At 74.5% G+C, this 11973-nt stretch carries 8 protein-coding genes; 1 reads left to right on the top strand and 7 read right to left on the bottom strand.

Going from position 1 to position 11973, the window contains the following annotated elements:
* Positions 1–118: 118 nt before the first annotated feature.
* The 5 genes from P2424_RS02275 to P2424_RS02255 form a co-directional block, all read right to left on the bottom strand.
* The gene (locus tag P2424_RS02275) at positions 119–1831 is read right to left on the bottom strand and encodes a DUF885 domain-containing protein (protein WP_276474126.1); all 1713 of its coding nucleotides are present in this window, start codon (positions 1829–1831) and stop codon (positions 119–121) included.
* 110 nt (positions 1832–1941) lie between these two features.
* Positions 1942–3156 (bottom strand): GNAT family N-acetyltransferase, encoded by a 1215-nt coding sequence (locus P2424_RS02270; RefSeq protein WP_276474125.1) that lies wholly within the window; start codon positions 3154–3156, stop codon positions 1942–1944.
* A 174-nt stretch (positions 3157–3330) separates the two neighbouring features.
* Entirely contained in the window at positions 3331–3849 is a 519-nt protein-coding gene (locus P2424_RS02265; RefSeq protein ID WP_276474124.1) for a DUF1990 domain-containing protein, read from the bottom strand.
* A gap of 18 nt (positions 3850–3867) precedes the next feature.
* Positions 3868–5448, bottom strand: coding sequence for an alkaline phosphatase D family protein (locus P2424_RS02260; protein WP_276474123.1), 1581 nt, complete (start codon positions 5446–5448; stop codon positions 3868–3870).
* A gap of 365 nt (positions 5449–5813) precedes the next feature.
* Positions 5814–7010, bottom strand: a complete 1197-nt coding sequence (locus P2424_RS02255; protein WP_276474122.1) for an IS110 family transposase — start codon at positions 7008–7010, stop codon at positions 5814–5816.
* A gap of 230 nt (positions 7011–7240) precedes the next feature.
* On the opposite strand from P2424_RS02255, the gene P2424_RS02250 reads away from it, so the two are divergent.
* Positions 7241–10453, top strand: coding sequence for a hypothetical protein (locus tag P2424_RS02250; RefSeq protein WP_276474121.1), 3213 nt, complete (start codon positions 7241–7243; stop codon positions 10451–10453).
* A gap of 54 nt (positions 10454–10507) precedes the next feature.
* On the opposite strand, the gene P2424_RS02245 is transcribed toward P2424_RS02250, so the two are convergent.
* Positions 10508–10978, bottom strand: a complete 471-nt coding sequence (locus tag P2424_RS02245) for a GNAT family N-acetyltransferase (RefSeq protein WP_276474120.1) — start codon at positions 10976–10978, stop codon at positions 10508–10510.
* Entirely contained in the window at positions 10975–11883 is a 909-nt protein-coding gene (locus P2424_RS02240; RefSeq protein WP_276474119.1) for an alpha/beta fold hydrolase, read from the bottom strand. Before P2424_RS02240 ends, P2424_RS02245 begins: the two co-directional genes overlap by 4 nt.
* Positions 11884–11973: the final 90 nt, after the last annotated feature.

Genomic DNA, 11973 nt, shown 5'->3' with positions numbered 1-11973 from the left:
CGCGGTCCGGACGGCGGCCGGGCCCGCGCGGACGACCAGGACCGACGCACCGCCCGACCGCCCGGCCCGGTGCTGCCGGCCCCGCCCCGGGACCGGTCCGGCAGCACCGCGCGCCGGTTCAGAGTGCGGACAGCTCCGCCACCAGGTCGTCGAGACCGAGGGAGCCCTGGGAGAGGGCCGCCATGTGCCACGCCTTGGCGTCGAAGGCGGCGCCGTGCGCGCGCTGCGCGGCCGCGCGGCCCTCCAGCCAGGCACGTTCGCCCAGCTTGTAGCCGATGGCCTGCCCCGGCATCCCCAGGTAGCGCACCAGCTCGCTCTCCACGAAGTCCGCGGGCCGCCCGCTGTGCATGCCGAAGAACTCCTGGGCCAGCTCCGGAGTCCACCGCTCGCCCGGGTGGAAGGGCGAATCGGCGGGGATCTCCAGCTCCAGGTGCATGCCGATGTCGACGATCACCCGGGTGGAGCGCATCATCTGCGCGTCCAGATAGCCCAGCCGCCGCTCCGGCGTGGTCAGGAAGCCCAGCTCGTCCATCAGCCGCTCGGCGTACAGCGCCCAGCCCTCGGCGTTGGCGCTGACCATGCCCACGGTCGTCTGGTAACGGGAGAGCTTGTCGGCGACGTACGTCCACTGCGCGAGCTGCAGATGGTGTCCGGGCACGCCCTCGTGGTACCAGGTGGTGACCAGGTCGTAGACCGGGAAACGGGTCTCGCCCATGGTCGGCAGCCAGGTGCGGCCCGGCCGGGAGAAGTCCAGCGACGGCTGCGTGTAGTACGGCGCGGCCGCGCTGCCGGTCGGGGCGATGCGGGCCTCCACCCGGCGTACCGGTTCGGCGAGTTCGAAGTGGGTGCCGTCCAGTTCGGCGATCGCCTCGTCCATCAGCGCCTGGAGCCACTCGCGGACCTCGTCGACGCCTTCCACGGCCTCGCCGTGGGTGTCCAGGTGGCGCAGTGCCTCCCAGGGGGTCCGGGCGCCGGGCAGGATCTTCTCCGCCTCGGTGCGCATCTCGGCCAGCAGCCGGTGGAACTCCTGCCAGCCGTAGCGGTAGGACTCCTCCAGGTCCAGGTCCGCGCCGTTCCAGTAGCGCGCCCAGCGCGCGTACCGCTCGCGACCCACCGTCTCCGGTGTGCCGGCGACACCCGGCGCGTACACGTCCCGCAGCCAGTCGCGCAGTTCAGCGACGGCGCGGGTGGCCTCGGCCGCAGCCTCGCCCAGTTCCGACCGGAGGCTGTCGGGGCAGCCGCCGGCGAACTCCGCGAACCAGCCCCGGTCGTCCTCCGCGTCCTTCTCGCCCAGCCACTGCGCGAGCTGTTCCAGCACGGTGGCGACCTGGCGGGGCCCGGCGTACAGCTTCCGGGCGAGCCCCTCGTCAAGCGAGGCCCGGTATCCGTCCAGCGCGACCGGCATCGCCCGCATCCGGGCGGCGACCGCCTGCCAGTCCTCCTCCGTCTCGGAGGGCATCACCGTGAAGATGCCGCGCACCGCGTGCAGCGGCGAGTTCAGGTTGCTCACGGCGCGCAGTCCCTCGCCGGCTTCGTGGACGGCCAGTTCGGCGGTGAGCCGCTCGCGGAGCAGCCGGGCGCAGCGCCGCTCCTCGTCGCTCTCGGCGCCCGGCCGGGCTTCCGCAGCGGTCAGCTCCTCCAGCGTGGTGCGGTTCAGGACGGCCGTCGCCTCCTGCCCGGCGGGAGAGAAGTCCGGCAGCCTGCCGTGGCACTCGGGCACCCCGAGGTAGGTGCCGGTGAGCGGGTCGAGCTCGACGAGTGCGTCGACGTAGGTGTCTGCCACCTGGCGGGGCAGGGGGCCGGGGGTCGCTGTGTTGATCGCATCGGACATGGGCCCATCCTCGTACGCCGGAACCCGTTCCGTCAGCACCGGGCCGACCCGGGTGGGGCACGGGGCCGGCGCCCGGGTGCGGCCGGCGGGCGCCGCGGCGGGGCAGGGGCTCAGCGGGGCGCGACCGCGGCGGGTACCAGGGTCGTGGTCACCACCAACGTGCCCTCCTCGATCTGGTAGTCCAGCGGCAGCCCCAGCCCGCGCATCGCCGCGACCATGCCGGTGTTGGAGGACCGGGTCACCGCGTAGACGCTCTCGCAGCGGGCCTCGCGGGCCATGCCGGTCAGCCGCCGCAGCAGGGCGGTGCCGATGCCGCGGTGCTGCCAGTCGTCCTCGACCAGCAGTGCCGCCTCGGTCTCGTCGCCGTCCCACAGCAGGTGCCCGAGCGCCACCAGCTCGCCCGCGGCCGACTCCACCGCCAGGGTGCGGCCGAACCGGGGAGAGAGCAGATGCCGCAGATAGCGGTCGGCGTCCTTGACGGGGCCGTGGTACCGCTGAGTGAGCGTCTGCTTCGAGCAGCGGGCATGCATGGCCAGCGCGGCCTCCAGGTCTTCCTCGTCGGCGCGCCGGATGGTGACGGCACGGCCGCCGGGCAGAGTGAGCGGCTGCCGCTTCCCCGGGGTGCGGCGCCCCAGCCGGGCGTCCAGCTCCACCAGCGCGTGCGCCCGCGCGAACTCGGTGGGGGTGAAGGGCACATGGTGCCGTTCCACGACGATCTCTCCTCCGGCAGGGTCGGGCAGGCGCAGCAGCGTACCTTCCAGCGCGCCTTCCGCGGGCGTGTCGCCGGGGACCGAGCGGATCGAGCAGCGGCCCAGCAGCTCTCGCAGGGCCGACGGGAGTTCGGCCGTGTCCAGGGCCGCCCTGGTGGCCAGGTTGAGCACCCGGGTCGGGGTGTCCACCAGGTCGTGCGCGTCGGCCCGCTCCACCCAGGTGTCGGTACCGCCCGCTTCGGAGAGCAGCCGGGTCAGTTCCCGCGGCTCCACCGCGTCGGATGCGCGCAGCAGGAATTCGTCCACCGTGCGGTCGCCGAGCGGGTGGGTCTGGAGCGTGAGGATGTCGACGTCGCCCGCCGCCAGGGCGGCGCAGATCCGGGCGAGCGCGCCGGGTTCCTCCCGCACGGTCGTGCGCACCCGCCACAGCGCGGTGGCGCGGCCGGGGGACCGCCGCACCGCCGCCGCGGCGCCCCGCAGTCCCCGTCGGCCGCGGCCCGGCCGGACGCGCCAGACCCGCAGACCGCGCCGAGCGGCCGAAGCCGCGCGCCGCCGGCGGCGCGCGGGGCCGCCGGTCGTGGTGTCCGTCTTCCTCACGGCAGGGTCATCAGCCATACGCACACCCTCGCGGACGGTCATTGCCTGACCACGAACGTCATATGACAGGTGCGTAAAAGGAGTGCCTGCCGGGAAAACGCCCCATTTGCGCAGGGGCGTGCGACGGCAGGCCCGGCACGCCATCCGGGGCCGTGCCGCGGACCTCGGGCCGAATCCCGCGGAGCGCACCTGTCACCCCCGGGCCAGCCTGCGCAGCACCTGTCCGCACCGGAGGGCGTAGCCCCGCTGCACCACCGGCAGCACGGGCCCCGCCGCCCGCGTCCACCACACCGCGGGCACGCTGTAAGCCCGCACGGTCAGCCGGACGCTGTCATCGGGCGCGTGTTCGACCAGAAAGGCCTCCTCGCCGCGCTGCGGGTGGCCCGGCAGCGTTCCGTACGCCCATCCGGCGCGCCGCTCCTCCTCGACGGCCCACACCACTCGGCACGGTCCGCCCACCCGCAGCGCTCCCACGCCCAGGCCGACCGTCACCCGCACACCGGGTGCGGCGCGGTCGGCCGCCGCCTCGACGCCGACCCCCATCGCACGGTGCATGCGCCACTCCAGCAGCGCCCGCGCGGCCGCCGCGAAGACGGCTCCGCCGGTACCGAGCCGGGTGCGGACCCGCAGCGCGCGGAATCCGGGCGGGGTCACGCCGTACGCGGTACGGCCGACCGGCGCGTAGCTGTACTCGGCCCGCGGTGCGGTCACGGCGTCACCCGGCCCGGTTCACTGGCCCACCCGGCCGGGCCGGAGCGTCTTGGTGAACAGCACCGCGCCGCTCTCCTCGCGCAGCCGAACGGTGAGCTCCCCGGTGGAGCCGTCGATGTCCACCTGCCCGAAGTGCTGCCCTCCCTCGCTCGGCGGGGTGTTGGCGCGCTCCGGGGCCCGGATGAACCGCTGCTCGGGCCCGAAGGTGCCGTCCAGCTTCAGCGCCCTGAACCCGCCCGCGTTCAGCGGTCCGGAGACGAACTCCCAGAACGGGGCGAAGTCCCCGAAGGCGGCGCGCCCGGGGTCGTACCGCTGCGCGCTGGTGTAGTGCACGTCCGTGGTGAGCCACACCGTGCCGGTGACGCGGTGGTGCTTGATGTGCCGCAGCAGTTCGGCGATCTGCAGCTCCCGGCCCAGCGGAGCGCCCGGATCGCCCTGGGCGACGGCCTCGAAGTCGGTACTGCCGTCCGGTACGACAAGGCCCAGCGGCATGTCCGAGGCGATCACCTTCCACACCGCGCGCGAGCGCGACAGCTCCCGCTTGAGCCACCGCAACTGCCGCTCGCCCAGGATGCCCTGGCGGTCGTCGGTGCTGCGGCCGGGCGAGTTCGCGTTCCGGTGGGCCCGCATGTCCAGCACGAACACGTCCAGCAGCGGACCGTGCCGCACCACCCGGTGGACGCGCCCGTCCTCGTCACCGGGCGGCAGGGTGCCGACCGGGAAGTACTCGCCGAAGGCCCGCAGCGAGCGCGCCGCGAGGGTGGAGACGTCCTTCTCGGTGTAGCGGTCGTCGTCCAGGATCTCGCCCGGGTACCAGTTGTTGAGCACCTCGTGGTCGTCCCATTGCACGATCGAGGGAACCTGCGCGTTGAACCGGCGCAGGTTCCGGGCCAGCAGGTTGTAGCGGAAGTTTCCCCTGAACTCCGCCAGCGTCTCGGCCACCTTGGACTTCTCCTCGGTGGTGACGTTCCGCCAGATGCTGCCGTCCGGCAGCTCCACCCGCTCCTGGATGGGGGAGTCGGCGTAGATCGTGTCGCCGCTGTTGAGGAAGAAGTCCGGATCCAGCCGCCGCATCCGGTCGAAGATCGGATATCCGCCCCGGTCGGGGTTGATGCCCCAGCCCTGCCCGGCCAGGTCGCCCGACCACAGGAAGCGCACATCGTGCCGGCGCGCCGGTGCCGTGCGGAAGGTTCCGTGCACCGGCCGGCCCGCGCGCCGCGGATCGTCCGGGTCGGACAGGAGCACCCGGTAGTGGATCTGCTCGCCCGCGGGCAGCCCGTGCAGCGCGGTGCGGCCGGTGAAGTCGGTCTCCGCTCCCACCACCGGACCGAGCCATCGTTTCGGGTTGCGGAAGTTCTCGGTCGCTGATGTCTCCACCACCATCCGCGCCCGGCGGTCCGCGCGCACCCACACCAGACCGGAGGACGCCGTCACGTCGCCCGTCTGCACGCCCCAGTCCGCTGACGGCCTGCCGCGCCGCGCCTGCGCGGGGGCGGCGGCGCCGAGCAGCGGCAGCGACAGCGCCGCGCCCGCGCCCGCCGTGCCGCGCAGTAGGGCCCGCCGTGCGGGGTGACTGCCGGTCGGATCGTCCTGTGCCATGTGCGGGCCTCCTCGAGAGGTTGCGAGTGTGCGCCTTCGGAGCGTGCGACGGAGACGGACCCGGCCGCGGGCGGAGGACCACTCCTGCGCGCCGGAGATCCGCCACGGCGCCGCGCGCCGCCCGTCACCCGTCACCCGTCACCCGTGCGAGCTGTATCCCGTTCCCCTGGTGTGTCAGCTCCCTCCGTGTGCCGTACATCCGAAGCCCCAGTGAACACCGGTGCCACACCGGACAGAAGAGGCGGCACGCGACCGCGTGTGTCCGACCGCTCACCGCAGCCTAGGATTGCCCCTTCGCGCACCACCCCACCCGCACCCCGCCCGACCCGTTCCACCCCGGCCCAGGAGGCTTCCCAATGCTGATGTCAAGCCGCTGTGGTAACGGGTGGTGTCACCTGGTAACACCGTCGGTCACGAATCAGGGCCCAGAGCACGTTGACGCGGCGCCGGGCCAGAGCGAGGACTGCCTGGACGTGGCGTTTTCCTTCTGCGCGCTTCCGGTCGTAGAAGGCGCGGGAGTTGGGGTCGGACTGGATGCTGATCAGTGCGGAGGTGTAGAAGACGCGTTGCAGGCGTCGGTGGTAGCGCGTTGGCCGGTGGAGGTTGTCACTGATTTTCCCGGAGTCCCTCGGGGCCGGGGTGACTCCGGCGAAGGCCGCGAGGCGGTCCGGGGTGGGGAAGGCGTCCAGTGTGCCGCCGACGGCGGCGAGGAACTCCGCGCCGAGAGTGGCTCCGATGCCTGGCATCGAGGTGATCACTTCAGCGAGATCGTGCTCACGAAACCGGCCCTCGATGAGCTTGTCGGTCCCGGCGATCTTCTCGTTGAGGGTCATCACCTCCCCGGCCAGGGTGTGGACCATCGTGGCAATGGCGTTTTCCCCGGCGACGGCGGTGTGCTGTCGCTCGGCGGCCTCAACGACCTTCTCGGCAAGGGCCTGGGCACTGCGGACCTTCCGGTTGCGAAGCCACGTCGTGAGGCGTTTGGTGCCGGCCCGCCGGATCGCGGTGGGGGTCTGGTAGCCGCTCAGGAGCCGCAGCGGCCCGGTGTTGTCGAGGTCCAGGGCTCGCTCAAGCGCAGGGAACATGCTGTTCAGCAGGGAACGGAGCCGGTTGATGACGCGAGTCCGCTCGGCCACGAGGTCCGTGCGGCGGTCGGTCAGCAGCCTCAGTTCGACGACTGCCTCATCGTCGAGCCGGATGGGCAGCAGGTCGCGGCGCATGCGGGCCTGGTCAGCGATGACCCGGGCGTCGCGGGCGTCGGTCTTGCCCTGGCCGCGGTAGCTGTCGGTAGCCCGGTTGACCGCGACGCCGGGGATGTAGAGGAGTTCCTGGGCGTGGTTGGCCAGGAGGTTGATCAGCAGGCCCGGCTCGCCGCCGGTCATGTCCATCGCCCAGGTCACTGCCCGGCCGTCCGCGAGGCCCAGGACATCGGCGATCAGCCGCAGCAGCTCGGGCTCGTCGTTGGCCACGCGGCGCGACAGCAGCGTGCCGCCCTCAGCGTCCAGGACCAGCGTGTGGTGGTGGGTCTTGCCGCAGTCGGTCCCGGCCCATATCCGGCTCATCGCACTCCGTCAGATCGTCGGTGCAGTTCGTACCACGGACGACCTCGCCGGCATTGCTCTACACAGCGACCTTCTCGCACTTCCCAATCGGCGGCCGAGTCGTCGTGGGGAACCGGGCGGCCAAGCCTCCTGAACCATGATCGGCAGCCCGATGAAAGCCACACCCGGCTCCCCTGGGTGCCACAACCCTACGAATGGCTGGGGCAGACCCAGGAAGAAGGTAGAGCTCGATGACCAGCAGCCGTACGCCTGCCGAGCTTCGTACGGACATCCGGGCGAACGGCCTGACCCCGCACGGTCCCGAGCGCGTCGCCCGCGCCGAGGAACTGGTCGCGGAGGCCGAGGCGGCAGCGGAGGCGGGCACTCGGGAGGGCCGGGGCGTCCTGGGTGCGGCGCTGCTGCACCTGGCCGCCGGCCGCACCTTCGGGACCGCGGCCCGCACCACGCCCGTCCCCGTCGCACGCGCCCTGCGGCTGCGGGACGAGGACCCGGAGGCGTTCGACCCCGAGGACGCCTTCGCGCTGCTGTGGTCCCTCCGCTGGGTCGTGGCGGACCTGGCCGCCGACCCGGCCGTCCCGGTGGCGGAGGTCGAGGAGTGGCTCACCCTGCTGGCCCGCGAGCACGACCGCGCCGGGTTCTCCCGCCGCGCGGTGTACGCGCGTGAGTTCCTGGTCGCGCAGTGGTTCGGCGACCGGCAGCGGGCCGCGCGCGCCTACAGCGCCTGGCTGGAGGCGGAACGCGACCGCAGCGCCGACTGTGCGGGCTGCGAACTGGCCTGGCGCGGCCGTGCGTACGCCGTGCGCGCGGAGGAGGCCGAGGCGGCTGCACCGGGCGCCGGAGCAGCCCAGGACGAGGCGGCGCTGCGGATGTGGGAACCGGTGTTGCGCGGCGAGTACACCTGCGCCCACCGGCGCCCCTACCTGCTGGCCGCCTCACTGGGGCCGCTGCTGCGCCTCGGCCGCGCCGCGGAGGCGCGGAGCCGGCATCTCGCGGGCTGCCTGCTGGTCCGTCAGGCGCCGACCGGGCGCGGCGCGCTCGCCCGGCATCTGGAGTTCTGCTCCCGCACCGGCAACGAGCCGCGCGGCCTGGAGATCCTCGCCGAGCAGGACGGGGCGCGGTGGGAGGAGCAACAGGACGCGGCCGGCCACCAGGCGTGGATGTCCGCCGTCGCCCTGCTGATGCGGCGGCTCGGCGACCTGGGGCACGCGGCCCTTCCGGTCCCCGGCCCTCCGGGACGGGACTGGCGCGCGGAGTCCTTGCTGGAATATGCCGCCGCGCAGGCCCTGGGCACGGCGGAGCGCTTCGACCGGCGCGCCGGCACCACCGGGCATCGCGCGGCTGTGCGCCGCCGACTCGCCGCCCGGCCGCTGATCCCGCATCTGCCGCTGGGGATCGGCGCCGTCATGTTCCCCGCGCTGCCCGCGGCCCCCGCTGTGCCGGGCGGGCCGGCGGCGGCAGCGGGAGCCGAGGGCGGGCCGGTGGCGGGACAGGGAACCGAGCCCTGTCCGGAGGCCGGTGCCGGATCCGGAGCCGGTTCGCCGGAAGTGCACCGGCTGCTGGCCCAGGCACGGCGGCTGAGCGCCGTCGGCCACCCGGAGGCGGCCGAGCGGTGGGCCGCGGCTGTCGACGCCGTCGCCCGTACGGGGTTGCGGCTCGACGAGGTGGAGCGGGCCGAAGTCCTCGACCACCGGTCCGCCGCCGAGGTCAGGACCGATCCGGCGGCCGGTGCCGCCGGATTCGCGGAGGCCGCCAGTCTCTTCGCCGGAGCCGATCGGCCGGGCGAAGCCCTGGTGTGCCGCGCGCGGGCCGCTTCCGCCGCCTACGGCGCCGCCGAGGGGGCGGCCGTGCCGCCCGAGTCCCTCGACGCGCTGTGCGCCGAGGCCGAGCATCTGCACGCCGCGGGGTGCGTCGACACCCGGCACGTCCTCGCCGTGCTGCTGACCCGGGCCCGGCTGCGCGCGCACGAGCTGGGCGGCGCGCAGGACGGCGGGGGAGACGAGGGCGGCACTCCCTTCGACGCGGCCAACCGCGCCGACCGGCCGCCGACGGCCGACGCGGAGTACGCCGCCGGACCGGCGCGTACGGAGGGCCGGGCCGACCTGCTGGGCCCGGGGACCGACGCGCTCGACGCGGAACTCGCCGGCCTGGTCGCGCTCGCGCTGCCGGACCGCGGGGACCCCGCAGTCCGGGCAGGGATCGCCGAGGCCGTCGAGACCCGGGGGACGCTGGCGGCCCGGCGCGGCGACGCGGTGCGCGCGGGTGAACTGTTGGCCGAGTCCGCCGACCTCTTCCACGAGGCGGGCCGTCCCTGGTCCGCCACCGGGCCGGAACTGGGCCTGGTCCGGCTGCTGATGGAGACCGGCGACCACAAGCGCGCCGCCGAGGTGCTGCGCGGCGCCCTGCAGGACCGGCCGGGCGCCGACGGGCGTCCGTCCGCCGACCTCGCGCGCCTCCACCTGCTGCACGCCGACGTGCACGCGGCCCAGGGCCTGCTGGCCGAGGAGGCCGAATCGCTCCGGCACGCGGCGCACGCGCTGGCCGCTTCGGGCAGTGCCGCGGAGGCCACCCGGGCCGGTCTCCGGCTCGGCGGCTGCCTGCTCGTCCTGGAGAGGACCGACGAGGCGGCAGCCGTCCTGGTCGAGGCCCTCGGCGGCCTGCTGGAGCGCGAGGACGAACCCGGCATCGTGCAGGCGTGCGTCTGGCTCGGCCAGTCCTGCACCCACCCCGAGCAGCTGCGGGCCGCCGCCCGGCTGCTGCGCCGCGCGGCCGAGTCGCCGCACCGGTGGCGGGACCGGCACGGCTGCGCCGTCGTCACGCACCTGGCGGCCGACACCCACCGTGCCTGCGGCCGGCACACCGCGGCGGGCGAGCTGTACGGCCGGGCCGAGGAGCTGTGGCGGGAGCTGGGGGATCCGCACGCGGTGATCCGTACGCTGCACGCCCGGGGCTGGCTGGCCATGGAGTCGGGAGCGCCGGTCGAGGAGGCGCTGGGATGCATGGCCGCGGCCCAGGAGGAGATCGCCCGGGTGCTGCGCTCCCCGGAGGGCCCCCAGGACGAGGAGCAGCGCCTCAGGCTGCGCCTGGAGGTGGGCCACACCTACCGGCAGACGGCCGAACTGCTGGTCGAACCGCTGCCGGTGCCGGCCCCCGGCGAGCTGGGCGCCTCCGCGGTGGAGCGCTACGCCCGGGGCATCGAGTACGCCGAGCGTGCCGTCGCGGCCTTTCACTCCTGCGGCGAGGCCGGCCTGCACGAGGCGACGAGCGCGGAGTTGCGGGCCGCCGCGCTCGAGGTCGACCTGGGCCGCTACGACCAGGCCGTCACCCGGCTCACCCGGGTGCGGGCCGCCTACCCGGCCGGGCGCCCCGATCCGCACGGCACCGTCGCCGAGCGGGTCAGCGAGGCGGGCGCGCTGGAGCTGCGCATCGAGACGGCCCTGAGCTGACGGCCTCCGTCGGCCCGCGGAGGGCGCGGGTCCGGCTGCCCGCGGGCCGGCATGTCACAGGCGGCGGACGAAGACGACGCGGTCCTGCCCCGGCCCGTCGTAGTCGGCGACCGGTTCCGAGCACTCGAAGCCCATGGCGGTGTGGAAGGCGATCGAGCGGCTGTTCTGCGGCGAGGGGATCGCCTCGACGACCCTGCGGTCGTTCCGGTGCGCGCAGGCGAAGAACTGCTCGTAGAGCGACCTCGCGAGCCCGGTGCGCCGCGCCGCCGGGGCGACCCCGGTGAAGTGGATGTAGGCCTCGTCGGTGCGGGACGGGGACAGGAATCCGACGACGATGCCGGCGAGTTCGCCTCCCGCGTCCTCGGCGATCAGGCTGGTGCTGTGGAAGTGGTCCAGGTGCAGCCGGTTGAGCAGGCCCGTCACCGGCTTGCCCCACCAGGCGTCCACCACCGCGATGATCGCGTCGTAGTCCTCCGGACGTGCGGTCCGGGTGGTGACACCGCCGGATGCAGGGGGAGGAGTCATGGCCACAGCTTCGCACCCGTTCCCGGCCGCGCGTCCGCCTGCCGGGCCGTGTCCAGGACGATGCGGGCGACGGTGGCCGGGTCGTCGTTCATCGGTACGTGGCCGCAGTCGCGCAGCCGCACCAGGCGGGCGCCGGGCATCGCGCGTTTGGCGCGGACGCCCTGGCGGCGCAGCAGCAGCCGGTCCCGGTCGCCCCAGCCGATCGTCACCGGCAGGTTGCCGAGGTCCTGGTCGAAGCGCGCCCCGGGGCGGCGGCCCTCCGCCAGTACCGGGGCGAAGCCCGCCGCCTGCCGCAGGGCGCGGGTCTCGGCCACCACGGCGTCGGCCGGACGCCGCCCGGGGCGGGCGTAGATGGTGCTGGTCAGGGCGGCGCGCCCGGCAGAGGTGCGGGCCAGTATCTCCAGTACCGGGTCGGGCAAGGCCCGCGCCCCGGCCCGCATGCCGCGCAGCACCCCGTAGGCGTACAGCCGCTCGGGGCGGGTGAAGAAGCCCGCGGGCGAGAGGGCCGTGACCGAACGCGCCGCGCCGTGCAGGCCGAGCCCCAGGGCCAGCAGTCCGCCCAGCGAGTTGCCCACCACGTGGGGGCGCTCGACTCCCAGGGCCGTGCAGGTCGCGGCGAGCAGCGGCACCACACGGCGCAGCCCGTAGGAGGCGTCGTCCGGCAGTGGCCGGGAGCTGCCGAAGCCGGGCAGGTCGAGGGCGATCACGTCGTAGCTTCCCGCGAGCACCGACAGCACCGGCTCCCAGGCCTGCCAGTGGTGCCCGATGCCGTGCAGCAGCAGCATCGGCTCGCCCGAGCCGCGCCGCTCGTAGGCCATCTCGACCGGTGCCCCTCCGGCCACCGGGACCTCGACCACGGAGGTGGAGACACTCGCGGGTGTCTGCGGGGTGAAGACGGCGGGCATGGCCACTCCTGGGGTCCCTGCGGTGCTGCGCGGCATGGCGGCGGCGCGGCGCCCCGTCTCGGGGGCGCGCCGCGACTCGTTGACACGATG

The sequence above is a fragment of the Streptomyces sp. WMMB303 genome, from assembly GCF_029351045.1.
Taxonomy (GTDB): Bacteria; Actinomycetota; Actinomycetes; order Streptomycetales; family Streptomycetaceae; genus Streptomyces.
The sequence above is the reverse complement of the archived record's forward strand: the minus strand, read 5'-3'. Positions and strand labels throughout refer to the sequence as shown.

Bases quoted from the DNA above. Each gene is read 5' to 3' on its own strand.
- P2424_RS02275 (WP_276474126.1), bottom strand. From the start codon at position 1,831: ATGTCCGATGCGATCAACACAGCGACCCCCGGCCCCCTGCCCCGCCAG.
- P2424_RS02270 (WP_276474125.1), bottom strand. From the start codon at position 3,156: ATGGCTGATGACCCTGCCGTGAGGAAGACGGACACCACGACCGGCGGC.
- P2424_RS02260 (WP_276474123.1), bottom strand. From the start codon at position 5,448: ATGGCACAGGACGATCCGACCGGCAGTCACCCCGCACGGCGGGCCCTA.
- P2424_RS02255 (WP_276474122.1), bottom strand. From the start codon at position 7,010: ATGAGCCGGATATGGGCCGGGACCGACTGCGGCAAGACCCACCACCAC.
- P2424_RS02250 (WP_276474121.1), top strand. From the start codon at position 7,241: ATGACCAGCAGCCGTACGCCTGCCGAGCTTCGTACGGACATCCGGGCG.
- P2424_RS02245 (WP_276474120.1), bottom strand. From the start codon at position 10,978: ATGACTCCTCCCCCTGCATCCGGCGGTGTCACCACCCGGACCGCACGT.
- P2424_RS02240 (WP_276474119.1), bottom strand. From the start codon at position 11,883: ATGCCCGCCGTCTTCACCCCGCAGACACCCGCGAGTGTCTCCACCTCC.